This is a genomic window from Trabulsiella guamensis ATCC 49490 (assembly GCF_000734965.1).
GTDB classification, from domain to species: Bacteria; Pseudomonadota; Gammaproteobacteria; order Enterobacterales; family Enterobacteriaceae; genus Trabulsiella; species Trabulsiella guamensis.
In genome coordinates this window covers 58938-81417 of the sequence record NZ_JMTB01000085.1, presented here as the reverse complement: position 1 = coordinate 81417, position 22480 = coordinate 58938, and the positions used below count along the sequence as shown (strand labels likewise).

Sequence of the window (22480 nt, the reverse complement as noted above, 5' to 3'; positions counted from 1 at the left end):
TGGCGCAAGGAGATTACATGAAAACACCCTCACAACCGCGCGCGATCTATTACATCGTGGCGATTCAAATCTGGGAATATTTCAGCTTCTACGGCATGCGTGCCTTACTTATCCTCTATCTCACTCACCAGCTTGGTTTCGATGACAGTCGCGCCATCAGCCTGTTCAGCGCTTACGCTTCTCTGGTCTACGTTACCCCTATTCTTGGCGGCTGGATTGCTGACCGCCTGCTCGGCAACCGCATGGCGATTGTTGCCGGTGCGCTGTTAATGACGCTCGGCCACGTGGTGCTGGGCGTGGAATCTGATACGACATGGAGTCTCTACCTCGCGCTGGCGATTATTATCTGCGGCTATGGCCTGTTTAAATCGAATATCAGTTGCCTGCTGGGTGAACTGTATGATCATGACGATCACCGTCGCGATGGTGGTTTTTCGCTGCTGTACGCGGCGGGGAATGTCGGGTCGATCGTCGCCCCAGTTGCCTGTGGGCTGACTGCGCAGTGGTATGGCTGGCACGTTGGCTTCGGGCTGGCGGGTGTGGGCATGTTCATTGGTTTGATGATCTTTTTAAGTGGTCATCGTCACTTCCGCAGTACGCGCGGCGTAGACAAAGCAGCCCTGCAACGCGTTACCTTTGTGCTGCCTGCGTGGGGCTGGCTGGTGGCGATGCTGTGCGTGGCACCGCTCTTTTTCACGTTGCTGCTGGAGAATAACTGGTCGGGTTATCTGCTGGCGCTGGTCTGTGTTTTTGCCGCGCAGATGGTGGCGCGGATCATGATTAAATCGCCGGAACACCGTCGTGCGCTGTGGCAGATTGTCATGCTGATGACGGCAGGTACGTTGTTCTGGGTGCTGGCGCAACAGGGCGGCAGCTCGATCAGCCTGTTCATTGACCGCTTTGTTAACCGTCGCTGGTTCAGCACGGAAGTGCCGACCGCGCTGTTCCAGTCTGTTAACGCCATCGCGGTGATGGTGGCGGGCGTGGTGCTGGCATGGCTTATCCGCCCGGAAGGCAGTGTGCGTTCCGTACTGCGCGTATGGATGAAGTTCGCCGCCGGGCTGGCATTGATGGGCGCAGGGTTTATGCTGCTGGCGCTGAACGCGCGACAGGGGGACCTGCATGGTCAGGCGTCGATGGGCATGATGATTGCTGGTCTGGCGCTGATGGGCTTCGCCGAGCTGTTTATTGACCCGGTGGCGATGGCGCAAATCACCCGTCTTAACATGCCTGGCGTGACCGGCGTGTTAACCGGGATCTACATGCTGGCGACGGGGGCGGTGGCAAACTGGCTGGCAGGGGTGGTGGCGCAACAAACCACTGAATCGCAAATCAGCGATTCAGCGATCGCCGCTTACGGTCACTTTTTCTCGCAAATGGGCGAATGGACGCTGGTTTGCGTGGCGCTAATTATGGCGCTGGTCATCTGTACCCGCCTGCTGTTTACCTCTTCAACCCCCCGCATCCAGCAATCCCGTCACGATTAACCGGCCTTTCGCTGTTCGTCACCCTGACGGGCAGCGAAAAGAGACATTTCGTGCGCCGCCTCTGTTTTTTTCTTCGCGCTTTTCTTATTCTTTTTGCCTCTTTTTTTAATGTGAAATAGCGTTTCATTTTACGCGGAGGCATAATGTTTACTTTATATAATGAAACTAATCTGGAAGTTTTAGGAAATGGCGTAAGCCGGAGAATACTGGCGCACGCCGGTCAATTAATGGCCGTTGAAGTGCATTTTGAAACCGGTGCAATCGGCGCAATGCACAGCCATCCACATGAGCAATTAACCTATATATTATCGGGCGAATTTACGTTTACTATCGGTAACGAAACACGGAGCGTTACGGCCGGAGACACGCTCTACAAGCGGCCTGACATCCCGCACGGCTGTGTTTGTCTGAAAGCGGGAGTATTACTGGATACATTCACGCCTGTGCGCGAAGATTTCCTGTAATTTAATATTTTCAGTGAATATATTTTTCATAATCACATCCGCCAGAAATATTATTAAAACTGGCGGATGTGATTATTTTTAATTGTGAGAGTGATCACTGAATGATCTTCAAATGATCTCATAACATAAATTAAAACGTTATTTCAAATTTATTCAAACGTTGTTTTATGTGATCTGTTAATAATATTGCGGATAAGGGATGCTATGAAGATAAAAAATTTACGATGGTACATTATCATACTTGTCATGTTGGGGACCGTCACCAACTACCTGGCAAGAAGTACGCTCGGCGTTGCGGCGCCAGAAATGATGAAAACGCTGGGGTTGTCCAGTGAGCAATATTCATGGATTGTCTCCGTCTTTCCCTTCACCTACGCCATCGGCGGGATCCTCTGCGGGTTTGTGATTGACCGCTACGGCCTGCGTCTGAGCTTCGCCATTCTGGCGGCGTTGTGGTCCATCTTCAATATGCTGACCGGTCTGTGCAGCACCTGGCTGCCCATTGCCTGGTTGCGCGGCGGGCTTGGGATCACCGAAGCGGCCTTCAACCCGGCAGGAATGAAAGTGACAGCAGAGTGGTTTCCGGCGAAAGAGCGCGGGCTGGCCTGCGGTGTTTACAGTCTCGGCACCTCGCTGGGGGCGATGCTGGCACCGCCGCTGGTGGTCTGGGCTATCGTCAATTACAACTGGGAAATGTCGTTCGTGGTGACTGGCGGCGTCGGGCTTATCTGGTGTGTGCTGTGGCTGGTCTGCTATCGCCCGCCAGAAAAACACCCGGCGATGATCGCCTCGGAATATGACGCCGTGCTGGCCGATCAGATCGAAGTGGTGAAAGAAAAAGCCTCGCTGCGTTCCATCATCAAAAACAAATCGCTGTGGGCGATTTCGCTGCCACGTTTTATGGCTGACCCGGCGTGGGGAACATTGCATTACTGGATGCCGCTCTACCTGGTCACAGTGCGCCACATGAACCTGCAGGAGATCGCCATGTTTGCCTGGCTGCCATTCCTGACGGCGGACCTCGGTTGCCTGTGCGCCGGGTTTATGTCGCGGATACTGGTCAACCGTGGCGTCAGCGTGCTCAATTCTAAACGCATTACCTTCACTTTTGCCGCGCTGTTAATGCTCTCGATGGCGGGCGTCGGCTTCGTCACTAACGTCTACATCGCCATCGCGCTGTTCTGTGTCGCCGGGTTTGCCCATCAGTGCCTGTCGATCACGGTCATCAGCATGTCGTCTGACTTGTTCTCAAAACATGAAGTGGCGACTGCTACTGGTTTCGCGGCCTTTACCGGCAGCATGGGCAATTTCCTGTTCGGCCTGTTCCTTGGCGCGATGGTGGCGGTGGTGGGCTACAACGTCTTTTTCGTCGGCTTAGGGATTTTCGATTTAATCGGCGCGATGTTCCTGTGGCTGTTAATTAAAAATCCACAACAAAAAACGCAAACCGTGGCGGCTTAATTCGCCAGACATTTATTAAGGGAAAACGTATGAAAAAATTAGCAACACTGTTGCTGGCGGCCGCCTTTTGCCCGCTGGTCAGCCAGGCGGTCACCCTCGATATTCGCGGCGGTTATCGCGAAGGCAGCCATAAATATGAATCGCGCTTTAAAATGAGCCAAGCGTGGAGTAATGGTTTCTGGCTCAGTATGGAAACCGATAATAAGCAGGGCGTCGATGGTTTCGACCAGTCCTCCACCGATTACAACGAAATCGAAGGCAACTACAAATATAAACTGACCGACACCGTCGCCATGCAGCCCGGTATGGTGTACCACTGGGGTGGCGACGGAGCGCAGATCCGCCCCTATGTGAAGTTTGTCTGGAATATGACGCCTGCCACCTGGAGCGGCATCCGTTTTCGTTATGACTGGAACCAATATGATTCCACCGACCTGTCAGGGAATCAGGATAAGGCCAGCGTCGGGCGAGTGGATCTCTATTTCGGCTGGCAAAACGATAAATGGTATATCCAGGATAACCCGGTCTTTTATCGCTACGTGAATGACTTTAATTATAACAATGACAAACAGTCGGCCTGGGAAAACGATCTGGTCATTAAATATAAACTGAGCAAAGTCTGGCAGCCCTATATCGAGTGGGATTACATGGGTCAGCAGGGCAGTTATCAGGGGCGCAGAGGGCTGACTGAAAACCGTTACCGCGTCGGCATTTCCATTAATATTTAAGGGACGGACATTTCATGAAAGCTAAAATTGCCTGTCTGGCGCTGGTCGTCTGGAGCGGCGCGTTCGCGGTCACCGCCAGCGCGGACTGTCTGACCTGGGACTGCCAGCAGATGCAGGACATCAAAACACAAATCGCCCATCACGATGGCCGCTATACAGCGGCCTGGCAGGCACTGCAAAAGCAGGCCGATGCTGCGCTGAGCCATCCGCGCTGGTCGGTGGCGGATAAAACCCTGACCCCGGCATCGGGCGATAAACACGACTATTTCAGTTTCGGGCCCTACTGGTGGCCGGACCCGGACCGCAAAGACGGCCTGCCGTACATCCGCAAAGACGGTCAAATCAACCCGGATTCAAAAACCAACGCCACCGACAGCAAACGGATGGTGCAGTTTTCCGATGATGTACGTGCGCTGACGCTCGCCTGGTATTACAGCGGCGAGGTGAAATACGCGCAGAAAGCGCAGCAGATGCTGCGCGCGTGGTTCCTTAACGCCAGCACCCGCATGAACCCGCACCTGAAATACGCGCAGGCGATCCCGGGGATCGTTGACGGGCGCGGTATCGGCATCATTGATACCCGTGTGCTGATCGACGTGGCGGACAGCATCGCGCTGCTCGCCACGGCAGGGCAGATCCCCTCCACTGACCTGGCGGGATATCAGAAATGGTATGCCGACTACACCGCGTGGCTGAAAACCAGCCGCAACGGTTTTGAAGAGGCGAACTGGTACAACAATCACGGCGCGTGGTATGACGCGCAGGTGACAGCGTTTTCCCTGTTTACCGGCGATAACGCCAGCGCGGCGACGCAGATCGACATCTTCACCTTGCGCCACCTGGCGTCGCAGGTGAACCACAAGGGCGAAATCACTTCGGAGCTGGAACGTACCCGCTCTTTCCATTACAGCAACTTTTCACTGGCAGCGTATGCGCGGATGGGGCGCTACGGCGAGAAGCTCAACGCCGACGTCTGGGGGTTTGAGCTCGACGGGCGCACGATGAAAAAAGCCTTCGCGTTGATAAGCGAACAGACCGGGAAATCACCGCAGGCCTGGCCGTATAAAGAGTTGCGTTATATGTCGTCTGAAGCCACTGGCCCGATGCTGGCGGCGGCAAGAGCGTATAAAGACGCCGCATTTGTGCAGAGCGCCCGTTTGCTGGCGAACGAAAATCCGCAGGATATCAATCTGCTGATCCCCGGATCGGTACTGGTGAAATAGGCAGGACAAGGATGAAACAATTTACTGACGCGCAGATCCAGTCAGCACGCCAGCGCGTAACGCCGGAAATCATCAATGCGCTGATCGCCCGCAACCGGGATGTGATTGATAACGACATTCTGGTCCCGGAAACGGGGTGCGCGACCTGGAATCACTACTTTTTCTGCCCGGATCACAGCGTCCGGCTGGTCTGGGATCGGCATTCACCGGGGCGGCATCGCTGCCCCATCGACGGCGCGACATTTAGCGGCGAACCATATGACGGCGCCTGGTGGCGCTGGCTGAACGGACTTAACGCCAGAGCCTGCTACGAGCTGGCGGTGCTCTGGCTGCTGACCGACGAACCTCGCTGGCTGGAGAAAGTGGTCGGGATCCTGATGCGCTATGCGCAGTATTATCCGGACTACGAAGAACATGGCGGCATTCCCTATAACGGGCCTGGTAAGGCCAACGCGCAGACGCTGTGCGAGGCGAACTGCCATGCGGATTTCGCTCGCGGGTTTGACATTATTCGCGGGCAACTGACTCGGGCACAGGAACGTTATATTGCCGAACGGCTGCTGTGCTGCGGCGCGGAATTTTTGATGGCCCATCGCTGCAACCAGATCCACAACCACGAGGTGAAGATCGGCGCCACGATTGGCATCATTGGCGCAGTGCTGGGCAACGATCGTTACCTGAATTTCGCCGTCAATGGCAAGTATGGCCTGCAGTATCAGCTCCAACACGGGCTGTCGGCAGGCGGTCTGTGGTTTGAAGGCTCGGTCCATTACCACTACTACGCGCTGGAAGCGTTTTTTGCCTTCGAAAAAATGGCGCAGGGAAGTCGCTACAGTCTGCTGGATAAGCCCTGGTATCGCCAGATGCTGAGCGTGCCGTTGCAGCTTTTATTGCCCGACATGACGTTTCCCGCCATCAATGACTGTGTAAAAGGGCAGGAGCGACCCGGCCACCCGGATATCTATGAATTTGCCTGGCAGGTTTATCGCCAGCAGGAATATGGCGAGTTGCTGTCGTGGCTGTACAGCACCCGCCCGCGCGATAACATTGATGCGTTGTTTTATGGCGTGGCGCTACCCGCAGAGCACTTACAGCCGCCAGAGGGGCATCTGCATGCACCGGATCTCGGCTTAACCCTCATCCGCACCATGCCGGGAGATGCAGTGTGTATTAACCATCTGCCCTACGGCGGTGAACACGATCATTACGCGAGTCTGGATCTGATCGTCTGTCGCGATGGAAAACCACTGCTGCCCGATCTCGGCACTACCGGATATGGCGCGCCGTTGCATTATGGCTACTACAAAAACACCTTTTCCCACAACACGCTCTGTGTAAACGGCCGTAATCAGCCGCCATCCAGTCCTCAGGTGGTGAGCTGGTCAGAGAACCGCGAGCAAGTCTGTCTGGTGGCTGAGGTGAACTGGCGGCAACCCATCACCATGCCGGACAACAAAACCCGTGTCGAATGGGATGACGCTGCCTATCAGGACGTCAACTTTCGCCGACATGTGGTGGTGACGGATCGCTGGCTGATCGATGTGCATGAAGTGGATAACCCGCATCAGCAGCAGGTGGATTCGGTGTGGCATCTCAACGCCGCGCCTGTGGGCGACAGTCTGCCAACGCTCTGTTTCCCACATGTCCATGCGATCCGCCAGACGCCGCTGACGCCGGCCGCTGATCTTTATTACACTGCCGACACGCCGTTGCACCTGCACTGTTTTTCCGGCGGCGAGACGACGTTGATTGAGGCGCGCGGTCCTGATAACCCGTCAACCTCGGACCTGGCGTATCTGATCCTGCGTACCACACAGCGGCGCATCGTCCACGTCTGTGTGTTCGACTTTACCGGCAGCGGTGAGATTTGCGTCGGGTGGGAAAATGACACGTTACGCGTCGAAGAGGCGCGCTCGGGCTATTCCTGCGAACTGGCGGTGAAGGCGTAACCGGCGTGCTGTCGCAGTGGCGGGGTGGGTATGCGTGACATCAGGGTTTCAATGCTGCTCTCCCGCCACAACAGTCCCTGCAGGGCAAACCAGGGCATCTCCTCGAGCCACTGGCGATGGGCGGGCGTTTCGACACCCTCCACAATCACCTGATGCTGATTGGCGCTGAAAAAACGCAGCAGGGAAGACATCAACTCCTGGCCGTTTTTTTTCTCAAACAGGCTCCACAGCAGGCATTTGTCGGTTTTGATAAACCGGAAGGGCTGCACCGCCAGCGCGCTAAACCCGGCGTAACCGGCGCCGAAATCATCCAGCCAGAACGAATACTTTTCACAGATCGCCCGGGTCGCCTGGCTGTGCTTGATCAGCGTGCCGGAGAACTCATTGATCTCAAAATGCAGGCAATGCAGACCGCTCACACACTCGGCGACAAAGTCGTTATCGAGCACCATCAATGTTTGTTCATCGATGTTCAGCGTCACCATTACGTCGTTATCCCGGAACCACGTTTGATAACGACGAACCAGCGCGATTTGCTCCAGCAAAATGTCCTGGCGCAGGCGGGGGGACGCGGTGCTAAAAAACTGCTCGACCTGCGAGAAACCGCGATGTTTCAGAGGATCGAGTCGCGAAAGACACTCCACAGCGATCAGTTTCCCCTCACGATTAAACATCGGCTGAAAAACATAACGCATTCCGGTGGGTTTACTGATCATCATGCTGATTTCCTGACGCGCTCCCGGTTATTTGAACGTCACATCGATGTTGGCAGAGGCGTTAAACACCCCTTCTTTCGGTGTTGCGCTCAGCCATTTCAGACTGGCCAGAAAGTTGGTGCTCATCACGCTGCCATTGACGTAACCCAGCGGTACCGGCGTTTTCAGCGGGATCCAACGGGTGGGGTTATCCGCCGGTGAAATCAAAATCCCGAAACCGCTGTTGGTGGTCGGCAGAATGGTGGTGGTGTCCTGCGTCGGGTAGGTGGTGCTGAAACTTGCCATCAGCGTCTGTCCCTGACAATCCTGACCCGCGCCGGTCAGGTTTGCCTGCACCGAGAACGGCACCTGTTTTTCGATTTTCCCCGTCACTGCGTTGCGCGCCGGGATCTTACCGAAATTCACCACTGTGCCGTTGTTGGCAACCACAGTCACCTGCGGGTTGCAGGAGATAAAACGGATATTGCCCAGTCCGGCGATGTAAGCGCGGAAGTTGCTGTTGGGACGGTTATTAAGCCCACCGATGCCATCGACCTGAAACAGCGCATACTGCGAGTTATCGGTGATCTGTCCGTTCTGCGGTGGCTGCTGACCGGTGGCTTTAATGTAGACCGAATACTCCACCGTCACCGTCTGAGACTGTGCCGGTGAGCGACAGCCGCCACGGCCGTCAGGGCGGCAGGTGGTGCCCGGGCCGACCAGCGTTTTCGAGGACGGTGACGGTTTATAATCAACGCTATGGTAGGTCACACCCACTTCCAGCGATTTATGGATCGACTGCATCTGCGTGGTGGGATCCCAGTACAGGTAAGCATCTTCGCCTTTTGGATAGCCGTCGGTGTCCTCGCACCTAAACGTGGACGAGAACGTCTGCGAGCGCCACAGCAATGACCCCGCCGCCAGACTGGAAGTGGACACGACAATCGGCTTGTCCAGCGTAATGACCTGCCTGATGCTGTTAGTCCCCGCTTCTTTGCAGGAGAGCGCAAAGCTTTTCAGCGGCAGAGAGGCGGCGAGCAGGGTTAACAGGATAAGCCCTGCCCGGGAGATTTTTTGCGTGAATCGCATCATCGAGGTTCCTTTATTTTGTGCCGCAGGTGAGGGTGACTTCCTGATAACCACCCGGTTTATTTGTATCCACTGGCGGTAGCGGTGGCACGGTCATCAGGCAGGACTGCCCGACGTTATCGCCCCATTTCATCCGCAGTTTCTCGCCGCTGTCGACGCCGGAGACGTACGCTTTCCCCTGCGTACCGACGATGCCGATGTTGCTGCCCTGAGCGTTGAAAATGGTCGCGCCAATCATTGGCGATTCGCCGTTATCCAGCGTGCTGTGAATAAGCAGGCTCTGGCCGGTATGAGTTTCAAACACCACTTTGCCGATCGCACGCTGGGTAGGGACGATATCCTTCGTCGCCAGCGGAATGTCGAGGCCGTTGCCGATGTCCGAGGTGCGCAACGCGACGCGGTTGTGGCGGTACGGCATCGCGGAGGTTTGCACGGCGTAACCGAAGTGGTCGATGGCGGCGCCCGGCTGATTCTCCAGTCGCACGCCCTGTGCGTTTTTGGCTTCCACCAGCACAAAGGTGTTCTGCAGCGGTTGCGACAGAGTGACGCCACCGGCGTGCATCACCACACCGCCCGCCATGTTCAACGAAGTTTGCTGATAACGTGAGTTGTAGCTGTGCCCGACGTCGATATTGCCCGCGCTGCCCTGATAACCGAGGTTTACGAGGCTGGTGTCGCCGCTGTGCTGCGTATGCCCGGTCTGGAGGAAGTAATTCATGCGGTTGTCATCCAGCAGTGTGCCGCTCAGGCCAGTACTGTAACCGTCACCGCTCTGTTTGCTGTGGGTGGCGTTGGCGCTCAGCGTCATGTCGCGGTTATGGTCAAAGACGCTGAACGGAATCGACAGATTCACGTTCACGCTGTTGTCGCTGTAGCCGTAGTTGCTGCGGCTGTTCTGGTAAAACACACTGTAGCTGACGCGGTTCCAGGTGCTGCTGAAGCCGGTCTGTACGGTACGGTCATAGGCCGAAGTACCCCAGTAGTTCTGACGGCTCAGAATGGTGTACAGAGACGCGCCGGCGATATGCTGGTTCACTGAGAGCTGAATGCGCTGGCGCTTGTTGTTATAACGCTGTGTGTCGTAATACTTGCGCTGTTGGTTTGCCCAGTCGGGCAGGCCGTTCGGGTTGTTATCCTGATCGTAATACTGGGTGCGGTAGAAACCGTTGGCCCAGCTCGCGCGTTCGGCAATGGCGTCCGAAAAGTCATAATAGCCGGAGGTGGAATAACGGTATCCGGCAAGCTGGAATTCGGTTCCCAGCTCGTTCAGCGCTTTGGCGTAAAGGAACCGGAAACTCGCGCCACGCTTGCTGTCGCCAGAGGCCAGATCGGTATCTGACCAGGCAGCATCCACCGAGGCCGCGCCCAGTACGCCGAGGTTGGTGCCGACACCGAGCACGCCGGAGCGATAATGTTCGGCGAAGAGCAGGCCGCCATACGGCGTCAGATCGTAACGCATACCATGAGAGAAGGTACCCTGTACAAATTGCGGCTGATAACGGCTGGTACCGTCGTGGTATTTCCCGGCCGTGAGCTGATACTCCCAAATCCCTTCGCGCAGCATGTTCGGTACCGACGAATAGGGTACAGAAAAGCTGTGGCGCGCGCCGTCCGCTTCGATCACGGTCACCGCCAGGTCGCCGCTCAGCGTGCTCGGATAGATATCTGTGAGGGCAAACGGGCCGGGCGGCACCATGGTGCTGTACACCGTGTAACCGTTCTGGCGCACTTCGACCCGCGCGTTGGTGTTCGCCACGCCGCGCACCACCGGGGCATAGCCACGCAGGCTGTCCGGCAGCATTTCGGGAATACTGGCGATCTGTACGCCACGGAACTGAAAACTGTCGAAGACGTCATTGCCGGTATTGCTCTGGCCAATCTGCAGACGGCTGCGCCACGGCACAATGTCCGTTTCCGCCCAACTGGAGACGGAGCGCCACTCTTCGTTTTGCCCCGGTTGTTTAGAGAGCGTCGAGTTATTGCGAAAACGCCATGCGCCAAGGTTTGCGCCATTGTTCAGAGAGAGAAACGCGTAGTCGCCCTGGCGGGTGCTACCGCCGTCGGTATACCGGCTGTGATCGCCGCTGAAAGTGTAATTCACATACGCGGCGTTAATGCCGTCGTCATACATGCGCGGCGAGATTGCCCCTTGCGGGCGCGGCTCCATATGGGTTTGCGGAACGGAAATATCCAGCTCCTGCAGACCGGCATTCCAGCTGAGCGAACTACCTGGGATCTCTTTAACGAGGTCATAGCAGGCATTGCTGCCTGCGGTAGCCGGCAGCAAAATGCCATATTCGCGATAATCTTCCGTGCTCAGGCAAAACGTCCCCGGCATATCTGGCTGACGCTTTTTGAATTCAATCTCACGGTGATCGACGCGTTTTCTGTTGATATAGATATCGAACGGATAGCGCCCCGGCAAAATATCATCGCCATTGGCCAGATCTTTCACCAGCGCGACGTTATCTTCACCGTGAATAAACGAGGTATTGAACTGTTCTTCCGCGTAAGAAAAGGGCGTCACCAGCAATGGCATCGCTGAAACATACAGCGTACAACGAATGCGGAAAGCCAGACGTCGTGGTGACGTCGCCATTTTTTGAGCGCGTGCCATTGAGTTCATCCCTAAGCTGAATTATTGAATGCGTGCGTCTTTAACGTCGGTATGACCGCCGTAGTCGTTGATAAAGGTGAACGACAGGCTGGTTGCCGCGATGGCGCCCGCAGGCAGCGGAATACTCAGCGTGTCGTTTGGCTTGACCATATCCGCATCCACTTTCCAGGTTTTGTTGCCATTACCTTTCAGCGTCACCACGCCGAATGTCACATGCAGCGGACCATTGTTGGTCACGCGTAGTGTATTTCCCTGCTTCTGCCAGCGCAGCGACTGTGCCTCTTTCAGCAGCGTGGTATTAATGGACGCCGGGCGATAAAACAGCTTAACGCGGGTTCTGACGGCAATTTGCAGCACGTTTTCTTGTTTTGCCGACGGCGGAATTTCCTGAACATTAATCCAGTAAACGCTTTCGCGGTCGGTGGGTAATCCACTGCCGGAATAGATAAAGCGCAAAATAGCGTCTTTATTACCCGCCAGTTTCAGAATGGGGGGAACCACTTGCATCGGTAAATTATTCGGCGTTTTGCTGGCATCGCCGGTATCAAGCCAGGTTTGCACCATCCAGGTTTCGTCCGTGTCATTGTGGATAGACAAGGCTGCCGATTTTTCATTACCGTTATAAATCACCCGGGTTTCATCGACCTGAATACCTGCCGGGGCCTGTAAAGACACAAGAAATAATAATGATGCCAGTTGCTTTTTCATTGACTCAATCCCGTTTAAGGCGCAGACCATCCCTGGTCCGAATTCACAGGTCCGTGGCTTATCTGTATTCGATGGTAAAGTTGGCGTTGGCGTTTGCGGTGCCCGCTTCGACGACTTTGTCGAAAGATTTGTAGCGCGCTTTGAGGTTAAAGGTCGCGGTGCCGTCGCTGGCGTCCTGTGCAGACGGAGTGATAGTGACCCAGGCGGTGTCGCTGCCAGCACTCTGGTTGATTGGAATGATTTTCTCGTTGTTGTCGAGGATCTCGATACCCACGCCTTTCGCCTGATCGACAGACAGTAGATTCGGGTTGCCTGCTACGGTCTGGCCGTCAAAACGCAGGGAGTAATCGCCCTGTTCGCATTTTTCCAGACTGATAGTGAAGGCTTTGGATGCTGTCACGTCGCCCACGTTAGTAAAGGCGGTGGTCGGGTATTTACCGATGAAAACTTGTTTATCCTGATCGCCAGAAACCACGTTACAGGTGGATTTCACGATTTCACCGGTGAATTCAACCTTACCATTGGCTGCATAGGCGTTGATGGCTGTTGCTGACAGGATCAGCGCAGCAGCGGGCAGCAAAATCTTATTCATTTTGACTCCATGTACTGGTTTAGAAAATGTCCGGAAGGACTGATTGGGCGGGAGGAATTTACATTAAGAATTTTCTTAGATTGATTGTTTTGGTGACTTGATTATTGAGAATTAATAGTCCGATACAATGGATTCTGTTATTGATTTGTGCCTGGCATGAAAGCTGATTTTTTACTTTATGCATATTCACGGCATTTATTTGCAGATTATTTTGCGACATGGCGGGAAAGAATAATCAGTCGCATTATTATTAATATATTGAAATCAATCGTAGTTACTTGATCGATAGGCACAAGCAATCATGGTGGCAGACTTTTTCTGCTACTATGCCGCCATTAACTAATAAGTGACGCCTGTTTGCCGCTCGCCGATTATTTTATTTCCCCTGCGGAAGTTATTTTCTTTATTTTTTGACATCTTTAATTGTCTCATTTTTTGTTCCATGACACGAACAGACGAGTAGTGCCTGATACTTGTATCGAAAGGATAATGACAAAATGGATGATGCCTGGGTTAAACAGGGTCTGTTTGAAATCATTGCGATATTGCGTGAATCTGTCAAAAAAGGCAGCCGTGTTGATGTCCGCGCGAAGGCGCGCATCATTGCCACGCGCATTCTGCGGTTAGACTCTGCCGGTTTTTTTATCCCGTGGAGTGAAGAGCTAATCAAAGAGGGACGCACGCTAAGTTTTACGATTCAGGATTATAACGCCAAATACGATTTTAAAACCGGTAAAGCGAAAGCGATAACCAGCAAGGGCGTCAATTGCTTATATGTTGCGTTTCCCGGGGAAGTCAATGTCACTCAGCGGCGAAAACATTTACGTCTGTTTCTGGCCAATAAACATCAGTTTTACTGTAGTGGCAGGTTTAATGATGGCCTTAAATACCACTATATCGTTAAGGATATTTCCCACGGCGGTTGCGCGCTTATTGTAGAAAACGACGAGCGCGTCGCCTCATTGTGCGGTAGCACATTACGTAATGCCGCCTTTGATTTCGGTGATGTCGGAACGCTGATTTCCGATCTCCACGTCATTAACGTGAAACGCATAAAAGAAATAGCCGACGATGAGAATGAGCGATTTTATATTCATCTCTCATGTCAGTTTAAGCGTATGAACGAGAATACGCTGCGCAAGCTGGACAATATCATCGTTAAATTACTCCTTGAAGAGAAGCGTCTGCGACGATTGTAGTCTCCGACGCGGTGGTTTCCGCTGTTGTTAGAAATGGTATTGATGAAACAGATTATTGTCTGGAGTGCCATGGATTTTACCGGTGCCGGTCTCCAGTCTGCGATTGCCGATTCTGGCCTCGAACCGGTATTTGTCCGTTCCATGACCGAGTTGCCATTTGCGTTATGGGTTTACCCAACAGCACCGTTGTTTATTAATCTTCTGGGTAGCGATTATACGCCTACCGAAAAGATCCTCTGGCTGAATAAGCATGTTGATGGTTTTGCTGAAAAGCAGGTCGCACTGCTGCTTAAGCGCCAGCATGAAACACTGGTGCCGGAACTGTTGTCATTGGATCATTTTCTGATCGTTGCGGATAACGTTCGCATGGTTCAACTGCATGACACACTGCTGCAACTGGTGGTGAATCAGCACCGACCGCACGGTAGCGCCCCCGCGACAGAGCGTGGGCGCCTCACGCAAATGGAAAAAAGCATTCTGCGGTTACTGCTGCAGGACGCGGACATTCACCGGGCCTCGCAACAGCTGGAGATTAACTATAAAACCGCTCAGGGCCACAAGATGAGCGCTATCCGCAAGCTCGGCTTTCGCAACAGCGCGCAGCTCTATAAAAACCTGAACGGGTTTCTGGCGCTCGCCAGTTGAGCGCCCATTTGAGTTTACGGTTTGATGTTTTCCAGCGCGGTTAATGCCCACGCCGGCAACTGAAGATCCGCCGCCGCCAGGTTTTCCTGCAAATGCCCCAGCGATGACGTCCCCGGAATCAGCAGGATGTTCGGCGAACGCTGCAACAGCCACGCCAGCGCTACCTGCATCGGGGTTGCGCCAAGCTTTTCTGCCACCTCATTCAGCTCCCCGGACTGCAACGGCGTAAAGCCGCCGAGCGGGAAGAACGGCACGTACGGGATATTCTGCGCAGCCAGCGCATCAATCAACGCGTCGTCCTGACGATTCGCGACGTTGTAGAAGTTCTGCACGCAGGCGACAGGCGTCATTTTCTGCGCATCCGCCACCTGTTTTGCCGTCACGTTGCTGAGCCCGATATGGCGAATCAGCCCGCGTTTCTTCAGCGTGATCAGCGTATCAAGCGGCTCTTCCAGCGGCCCTTCCGCCGGGCCATGCACATCAAGCATACTGCGCAGATTCACCACTTCCAGTGCTTCTAAACCCAGATTGCGCAGGTTATCTTCCACGGCCTGGGTCAATTCGGCCGGTGACATGGCGGGGATCCAGTCGCCTTTCTCATTACGACGCGCGCTGACCTTGGTGACGATGCACAGCGACGCCGGATAAGGATGCAGTGCCTTGCGAATCAACTGGTTGGTGACATGTGGACCATAAAAGTCAGAGGTATCGATATGGTTAACACCGGCGTCCACTGCCGCCTGTAACACTTTCACCGCCACTTCCGGATCTTTCGGCGGACCAAATACGCCAGGCCCTGCCAGCTGCATTGCGCCATAGCCCAGGCGATACACTTCACGATCGCCCAAAATATACGTACCGGATTTTTTCACGCTCGACATGGTAACTCCTCTCAGGATGTGAACCGACAGACGGCTGGCAGACAGTGTAACGCGCCGACGGCAGGAGTGGGTATCAGGGAGTGTAACCGAAGATGTGTGTGGCGGCAGGAGACCGCCACGACGGACATTAGCCGAAGAACATCACCGACACGCAGAGAATGCCGACGATAAGCGTAATCAGGCTGCCTATGGAGCGGTAAGGCTTCAGCGATGGGATCAGATAGGTAGAAAGCGTCGGCATAATAAACAGAATCATGGCGATAAGCGGCCCGCTGATAGCGTAAATCATCGAAATAGCGTTCGGATTGATGCAGCACACCACGAAAGTGATCCCTGAAACCAGCAGGACAGAAACCGCGCGGTTAAAGGCGCGGCTTTTATGCACGCCAAGCTGATTAAGCGACGTTTTGACGATTTCGCTGGCACCTTCAATCACGCCAAAGTAGGTGCCGAGAAACGATTTCGACATGGCGACCACCGCCACGATAATCCCCGACAGCGCCAGCCAGCCGGGGGCGTCTGGCATCATCGACAGTGCGGAAAGGATCGTGACGCCTTCCTGTTTCGCCGACTCGATGTAGTTCACCGGAATCGACAGCAGACAGCTCACCACAAAGAAAAGCACGCTCAGACAGATGATCAGGTACGCCACCTTCATGATCTTTTTGCATTTACCCATGGCCTGATCGCCATATTTTTCCCGCCGGTCGATAGCGAAAGTGGAAATAATGGGCGTATGGCTAAAAGCAAAAACCATCACGGGAATCGAAATCCAGACCTGGTGCAGCGTGTGTGTGTTAAACGCCATCTGGCCCGCCAGCAGTGTCGGTTGCCAGCTGCCGGTCAGCCAGATCGACAGGAAGAGAAAATATGAAATCAGGGGAAACACCAGAAAGCCCATCACTTTCAGTGTAATGTGACGTCCCATCAGGAAGATCAGATTCAGCACCAGCACGACGCCTGCGCTCACCATCACCCGCACAGTGGTCGTGACCGGCTGATGTTTGGCCAGTTGTTCGGTGAGCGAGTTAGTGATAGCGACAGCGTAGATCAGCACCACCACGAAAAAGGCGATGAAATAGAGCGCAGTGATCAGACTGCCGATCTTTTTACCGTAGTAGTGGCTCACCGCACCGGTGATCCCGGCATTGACGGGCGTGTTTGAGGCGAGAATAAACTGACACAGCGCACGGTGCGGCCAGTACGTCAGCGGCCAGGCGACGAGTGCGGTAATCAGCAGGACAAGGCTTCCGGCGGAACCAAGTTGAATGGGCAGGAAAAGCGTGCCTGCGCCCACAGCAGTGCCATATAAGGCAAAACTCCAGAGCGTCTCTTCTTTAGACCAAAATTTAGACATTATTCGAACGTATCAACCATCAAACCAAAAAAACGGAGTGCAATTTACCATAATTGACGGTGTGAATGGGCGGATAGTTTTGTATAAAGCGCATGCAGAGGATCGGCAACGGGCGTTGCCGATCCTCTAACCGCTTAATTCTGAACGGGGATACGCCTCTGGCGATGTTTAATCACTCGCAGACGCAGCGCGTCGTAGATCCAGTTGTACAGCATGGTATAGGGCAGGAAGAACAGGAAGAAACCCATCTCCAGCATAAACGCCTGTACCAGAGACACGCCGAGCACCAGCGCCACCACGCTCACGCCGATAATAATAAATCCGCATTCGAAGCCCAGCGCGTGCAACGCACGAACCCGTGTGGTACGCACGACGCGGATCACAGGCCACAGTTTGTCAAAAGCGGCGTTATAAATAATGTTCCAGACCATCGCAAGGGTGGCGAGGAGAATACTCAGTCCACCCATTTCCACCACTGAACGCTGCATCAGCCAGGCGGCGGTGGGGGCCAGAATTGCCGTCGCAATGCCTTCAAAGCAAACGGCATGGAAGATTCGCTCCAGTAACGTTCTGCTGTGCAGAGCATCATGTTGCATAGTGTTAAACCTCATTATTTCAAAATGAATGGTACGCTGGCGGAGATGATTTTCATTGATAAATATGATAATTAAAAGATAGATTCCATCGAGAAAATAGATAGATTATGCGCTACTCACCGGAAGCTCTCACTGCGTTTGTCGAAACCGTATCGTGCGGATCGTTCTCTGCGGCAGCCCGTCGGCTACGAAAAAGTCAGTCGACCATCAGCACGGCCATCGCCCATCTTGAGGCGGATCTCGGCGTTTTGTTGTTTGACCGTTCTTCCCGCCAGCCCGTGCTGACCGGGCAGGGGCGACAGGTGCTGAGTTACGTGCAGGCGATCCTCACCGCCAGCAACCGGCTGGATGAACTGGCGGTGTCGCTGTCCGGGGAAACTGAAGTGCGGCTCACCTTTGTGCTCTCGGATACGCTGCACCCTGCCGTCCTGGCGGATCTGTTGTCGCAGTTTGACCAGCGTTTTCCGCACATTGAGTTTGAATGTCTGGTGGGCGAAGATGCGGATGTTATCGATCTGCTGGAAAAGGGACGGGCGCATATCGGGCTTATTGAAGCGCGCGGGCACTATCCCACTGATATCGCTGTATCGCGGGTGCCGGTGCAGTCCCGGATGGCTATTTATGTCGCGCCGTCGCACCCGCTGGCGGGAAAACCCCGCGTCGAGTGGGACGAGCTGCATACCTGGCGTGAACTGCGCCTGAATACCTACCTCGAAGATAATCCACAGCCTGCGCGCGGTCCGGTATGGTCTGCGCCTAACTACCTGATGCTGCTGAGTATGGCGGAGCAGGGTTTTGGCTGGTGCGCGTTACCTTGTGCGCTGGTGGAAGAGTTTAATACCACCAAAAACCTGACCATGTTGAATGTCACCGGCTGGCCGCGGGCGGTTTCGGTCGATCTGCTATGGAACAAGAAGTCGCCGCCGGGCGCGGCAGGCAGTTGGTTGCGGGACTATTTTCAGCAGTTACCACCAGCCCCTGTGGCAGACTGAGCGATGACATGTGATAAATCTCACTTTTTTTAAACAATTGCGAAAATAGTTGATAACAATCATCTACTATGATGGAGGTTTTTTGCGCTGAGGTAGAGATGAAAGATGTCGTTATCGTCGGTGCGCTGCGAACGCCCATCGGCTGTTTTCAGGGCGCGCTATCGCGCCATTCTGCGGTAGAACTGGGCAGCGTGGTAGTAAAAGCGCTGGTTGAGCGTACCGGAATCGCCCCCTCGACCATCGATGAAGTGATCCTGGGACAGGTCCTGACGGCCGGTACCGGGCAGAACCCTGCGCGCCAGTCTGCAATTAAAGGCGGCCTGCCCAATACGGTTTCTGCTATCACCATCAACGACGTCTGCGGTTCCGGGCTGAAAGCGTTACATCTGGCGACACAGGCGATTCAGTGTGGTGAGGCAGATGTGGTTATCGCTGGCGGGCAGGAGAATATGAGCCGCGCGCCACATGTTCTCACCGACAGCCGGACCGGCGCACGACTGGGCAACAGCCAGCTTATCGACAGCCTGGTGCATGACGGCCTGTGGGATGCGTTCAATGATTATCACATGGGTGTCACGGCGGAAAACCTCGCCCGCGAATATGGTATCAGCCGCGAGCTCCAGGATGCCTGGGCCCTCAGTTCGCAACAAAAAGCCAGACAGGCGATCGACTCCGGCCGTTTTCGTGATGAGATCGTGCCTGTGGTCATCACACCAGAACGTGGCGCGCCACGGGTGGTGGATACCGACGAACAGCCGCAAACCGATGCCAGCGCTGAAGGGCTGGCGCGGCTGTTACCGGCCTTCGAACAATGTGGTTCGGTAACGGCGGGCAATGCCTCTTCGATTAATGACGGCGCCGCTGCGGTGCTGATGATGAGCGAAAGCAAAGCACAGGAACTGAACCTGCCGGTGCTGGCGCGTATTCGCGCGTTTGCCAGCGTCGGTGTTGATCCCGCCCTGATGGGTATTGCCCCCGTCCATGCCACCCGCCGCTGCCTCGAACGCGCAGGCTGGCACCTCAATGATGTCGATCTGATCGAAGCTAACGAAGCCTTCGCGGCACAGGCGATCTCCGTCGGCAGAATACTGGAATGGGACGAACGGCGGGTGAATGTGAACGGCGGCGCCATTGCGCTGGGCCACCCGATTGGCGCTTCCGGCTGTCGTATTCTGGTGTCGCTGGTGCATGAAATGGTGAAACGGGATGCACATAAAGGTCTCGCCACATTATGTATCGGCGGCGGTCAGGGTGTGGCGCTGGCGGTTGAACGCGAATAACTTCCTGAAAAAAAAGCCCTCCACAGGGAGGGCAAGGCCAGTTACAGAAACACATACTCAACGATTTCTCCGCAATGTACCCAACGGAGGCAATCAGCCGAAAAGTTATCAAAACGCCGTTTCATTTTGTGTGATGCCCTGCGCAAATTACTGACAAACTGCCAGTAATTCATCGCGTTCTGCGTCCCGTCTTTGTTTTCTAACCCCCTTTCTCTCTCCTGCTGCTTTTTTTCAAAGATATTCTAACAGATTGTATTTTATGATTTTAATTTCGTGGCGCAATGCGGTGGCGTGATCAGTACAGCATTTCTGACAATCTCTCTCGTTAAAATTGAAACGATGTTTTATTTATAATTGAAAACCCATTTCAGGAGAGGTAGGATGGCGACATATCCAAAGCGGAACCCTGTTTTACTCCGCTTACCCGATCACAAAACACTTTTCTGGAGGTGAACGTGGACGTCAGACAAAGCATCCATAGTGCGCATGCAAAAACGCTTGATACTCAGGGGCTGCGCGATGAGTTTTTAGTTGAGAAAGTATTTGTCGCAGATGAATACACTATGGTTTACAGCCACATCGACCGTATCATCGTCGGTGGGATTATGCCGGTCAGCAAAACCGTCTCTGTCGGCGGCGAAGTCGGTAAGCAATTAGGCGTCAGTTATTTCCTTGAGCGCCGCGAGCTGGGCGTGATCAATATCGGCGGCCCGGGCACCATTACCGTTGACGGCAAGTGCTACGAGATCAGCCATCGCGATGCGCTGTACGTCGGCAAAGGCGCCAAAGAAGTGGTATTCGCCAGCGTTGATCGCGCAAAACCCGCGAAGTTTTACTACAACTGCGCGCCGGCGCACATGACCTATCCCACCAAAAAAGTGACGCCGGCAGATGTCGCGCCCGTCACGCTTGGCGACAATCTCACCAGCAACCGTCGCACCATCAACAAATATTTCGTGCCGGACGTGCTGGAAACCTGCCAGCTCAGCATGGGCCTGACGGTACTTGAGCCGGGCAACCTGTGGAACACCATGCCCTGCCATACCCACGAACGCCGCATGGAAGTGTATCTGTACTTCAACATGGACGATGACGCCTGCGTATTCCACATGATGGGGCAGCCGCAGGAGACGCGTCACATCGTGATGCACAACGAGCAGGCGGTGATTTCCCCGAGCTGGTCAATCCATTCCGGTGTGGGCACCCGCGCTTACACCTTCATCTGGGGGATGGTAGGCGAAAATCAGGTCTTTGATGATATGGACCACGTCGCGGTAAAAGATCTGCGCTAGTCGCAGGCAGGATACGCTTTAATCATGCCTGAGCAATGCAGGCGCAGTAAGAGTGAGGAATAACATGATTTTGAATGACTTCTCCCTGCAGGGAAAAGTGGCCATCGTGACCGGTTGTGATACCGGTCTTGGCCAGGGGATGGCGCTGGGTCTGGCGGAAGCGGGCTGCGACATCGTCGGGATTAACGTGGTTGAGCCGACCGAAACCATCGAGCGTGTTACCGCGCTGGGGCGTCGCTTCCTGAGCCTGACCGCCGATCTACGCACTATTGATCGCGTACCTGAACTGCTGGAGCGTGCGGTGGCTGAATTCGGCCATGTCGACATTCTGGTAAATAACGCTGGTCTGATCCGTCGTACGGACGCCATTGATTTCAGCGAAAAAGACTGGGACGACGTCATGAACCTGAACATCAAAACGGTGTTCTTCATGTCTCAGGCGGTAGCGAAGCAGTTCATCGCCCAGGGCAAAGGTGGCAAAATCATTAACATTGCCTCCATGCTCTCCTTCCAGGGCGGTATCCGCGTGCCGTCTTACACAGCCTCGAAGAGCGCGGTGATGGGCGTGACCCGTCTGCTGGCGAACGAGTGGGCGAAGCACGGCATCAATGTTAACGCGATTGCGCCGGGTTATATGGCGACAAACAACACGCAACAATTGCGTGCCGATGAGCAGCGCAGTGCGGAAATCCTTGATCGTATTCCGGCCGGACGTTGGGGTCTGCCGAGCGATCTGAAAGGGCCGGTTGTCTTCTTAGCCTCGTCTGCCTCTGACTATATCAACGGCTATACCATCGCAGTAGATGGTGGCTGGCTGGCGCGATAACCTCTCGCCTGACGCATCAACCCTCGCCAATGGCGGGGGTTTTTTTGCTTTTTTCTTACCCAAAATGCGCATAATTAATACGGCTCAGTAGTGCTAAATGTCATTGGTTTTGGTTAAATCAAATACGGAAAATATATTCACATGGGGTATGGGATTATCTGACAATCGTATTTTGGAATGCATGGAATCACACATCGCTACCGGATAACGGAATGGAAAATGATTAACCTGTAATTTATAATTGATTGATTTTATTTAAATTAATATTTAAGTGTGATTCTCCATAACAAAAATCATTCCTTTTTTCTAAGACGCAGGATCACATCTTTTTAATAACTACCAATTTTTGTAGCATTGAAATTTGAATTAAAAAGCGTTTCAGATTATTCCTACAATGAG

20 protein-coding genes are annotated in these 22480 nt (G+C 54.1%); 12 read left to right on the top strand and 8 right to left on the bottom strand.

All coding sequences use genetic code 11. From position 1 onward, the window contains the following. Window positions 1-17: 17 nt before the first annotated feature. From dtpD to GTGU_RS13410, 6 genes are all read left to right on the top strand, one after another. Window positions 18-1487, top strand: coding sequence for a dipeptide permease DtpD (gene dtpD / locus GTGU_RS13435; protein ID WP_038157864.1), 1470 nt, complete (start codon window positions 18-20; stop codon window positions 1485-1487). Between the two features lie 143 nt (window positions 1488-1630). Then, window positions 1631-1951, top strand: coding sequence for a cupin domain-containing protein (locus tag GTGU_RS13430; protein ID WP_038157862.1), 321 nt, complete (start codon window positions 1631-1633; stop codon window positions 1949-1951). A gap of 204 nt (window positions 1952-2155) precedes the next feature. Further along, window positions 2156-3412: an MFS transporter gene (locus tag GTGU_RS13425; protein WP_038157861.1), complete on the top strand. Its 1257-nt coding sequence runs from the start codon at window positions 2156-2158 to the stop codon at window positions 3410-3412. A 29-nt stretch (window positions 3413-3441) separates the two neighbouring features. Next, entirely contained in the window at window positions 3442-4140 is a 699-nt protein-coding gene (locus tag GTGU_RS13420) for an oligogalacturonate-specific porin KdgM family protein (protein WP_038157858.1), read from the top strand. A gap of 14 nt (window positions 4141-4154) precedes the next feature. After that, entirely contained in the window at window positions 4155-5363 is a 1209-nt protein-coding gene (locus GTGU_RS13415) for an alginate lyase family protein (RefSeq protein WP_038157856.1), read from the top strand. Window positions 5364-5374: 11 nt separating this feature from the next. Continuing rightward, window positions 5375-7312, top strand: a complete 1938-nt coding sequence (locus GTGU_RS13410) for a heparinase II/III domain-containing protein (protein WP_038157854.1) — start codon at window positions 5375-5377, stop codon at window positions 7310-7312. Here GTGU_RS13410 and GTGU_RS13405 read toward each other — a convergent pair. From GTGU_RS13405 to GTGU_RS13385, 5 genes are read right to left on the bottom strand one after another with little or no spacing between them, the layout of a single operon-like run. Then, window positions 7282-8031, bottom strand: a complete 750-nt coding sequence (locus tag GTGU_RS13405) for an EAL domain-containing protein (RefSeq protein ID WP_051857349.1) — start codon at window positions 8029-8031, stop codon at window positions 7282-7284. The two genes, GTGU_RS13410 and GTGU_RS13405, sit on opposite strands and share 31 nt — an antisense overlap. A 24-nt stretch (window positions 8032-8055) precedes the next feature. Continuing rightward, a complete protein-coding gene (locus tag GTGU_RS13400) occupies window positions 8056-9096 on the bottom strand; it encodes a fimbrial protein (protein ID WP_038158004.1) in 1041 nt (346 codons plus the stop codon). 13 nt (window positions 9097-9109) lie between these two features. Next, a complete protein-coding gene (locus tag GTGU_RS13395) occupies window positions 9110-11713 on the bottom strand; it encodes a fimbria/pilus outer membrane usher protein (RefSeq protein WP_038157852.1) in 2604 nt (867 codons plus the stop codon). Window positions 11714-11734: 21 nt separating this feature from the next. After that, window positions 11735-12421 (bottom strand): fimbrial biogenesis chaperone, encoded by a 687-nt coding sequence (locus GTGU_RS13390; protein ID WP_038157850.1) that lies wholly within the window; start codon window positions 12419-12421, stop codon window positions 11735-11737. Between the two features lie 58 nt (window positions 12422-12479). Further along, a complete protein-coding gene (locus tag GTGU_RS13385; protein WP_038157848.1) occupies window positions 12480-13013 on the bottom strand; it encodes a fimbrial protein in 534 nt (177 codons plus the stop codon). A 497-nt stretch (window positions 13014-13510) separates the two neighbouring features. Here GTGU_RS13385 and GTGU_RS13380 point away from each other — a divergent pair, with 497 nt between their 5' ends. Together GTGU_RS13380 and GTGU_RS13375 are read left to right on the top strand one after the other, a co-directional pair. After that, the gene (locus GTGU_RS13380; protein ID WP_038157846.1) at window positions 13511-14212 is read left to right on the top strand and encodes a flagellar brake protein; all 702 of its coding nucleotides are present in this window, start codon (window positions 13511-13513) and stop codon (window positions 14210-14212) included. 42 nt (window positions 14213-14254) lie between these two features. Beyond that, on the top strand, window positions 14255-14857 hold the full coding sequence (locus GTGU_RS13375) for a helix-turn-helix transcriptional regulator (RefSeq protein ID WP_038157844.1): 603 nt from the start codon (window positions 14255-14257) through the stop codon (window positions 14855-14857). Between the two features lie 14 nt (window positions 14858-14871). Here GTGU_RS13375 and GTGU_RS13370 read toward each other — a convergent pair whose 3' ends face one another. The 3 genes from GTGU_RS13370 to GTGU_RS13360 all read right to left on the bottom strand — a co-directional run bounded on the left by GTGU_RS13370 (window position 14872) and on the right by GTGU_RS13360 (window position 17691). Further along, window positions 14872-15738, bottom strand: coding sequence for an aldo/keto reductase family oxidoreductase (locus tag GTGU_RS13370; protein ID WP_038157841.1), 867 nt, complete (start codon window positions 15736-15738; stop codon window positions 14872-14874). Between the two features lie 127 nt (window positions 15739-15865). Beyond that, on the bottom strand, window positions 15866-17095 hold the full coding sequence (locus GTGU_RS13365) for an amino acid permease (protein WP_038157840.1): 1230 nt from the start codon (window positions 17093-17095) through the stop codon (window positions 15866-15868). A 134-nt stretch (window positions 17096-17229) separates the two neighbouring features. Beyond that, window positions 17230-17691 (bottom strand): multidrug/biocide efflux PACE transporter, encoded by a 462-nt coding sequence (locus tag GTGU_RS13360; RefSeq protein WP_038157838.1) that lies wholly within the window; start codon window positions 17689-17691, stop codon window positions 17230-17232. Window positions 17692-17798: 107 nt separating this feature from the next. Between GTGU_RS13360 and GTGU_RS13355 the strand changes: the two genes are divergently transcribed. From GTGU_RS13355 to kduD, 4 genes are all read left to right on the top strand, one after another. Next, a complete protein-coding gene (locus GTGU_RS13355) occupies window positions 17799-18683 on the top strand; it encodes a LysR family transcriptional regulator (protein ID WP_038157836.1) in 885 nt (294 codons plus the stop codon). A 98-nt stretch (window positions 18684-18781) separates the two neighbouring features. Beyond that, window positions 18782-19963: an acetyl-CoA C-acetyltransferase gene (locus GTGU_RS13350; RefSeq protein WP_038157834.1), complete on the top strand. Its 1182-nt coding sequence runs from the start codon at window positions 18782-18784 to the stop codon at window positions 19961-19963. Window positions 19964-20418: 455 nt separating this feature from the next. After that, on the top strand, window positions 20419-21255 hold the full coding sequence (kduI, locus tag GTGU_RS13345; RefSeq protein ID WP_038157832.1) for a 5-dehydro-4-deoxy-D-glucuronate isomerase: 837 nt from the start codon (window positions 20419-20421) through the stop codon (window positions 21253-21255). A gap of 64 nt (window positions 21256-21319) precedes the next feature. Further along, a complete protein-coding gene (kduD, locus tag GTGU_RS13340) occupies window positions 21320-22081 on the top strand; it encodes a 2-dehydro-3-deoxy-D-gluconate 5-dehydrogenase KduD (protein WP_038157830.1) in 762 nt (253 codons plus the stop codon). Window positions 22082-22480: the final 399 nt, after the last annotated feature.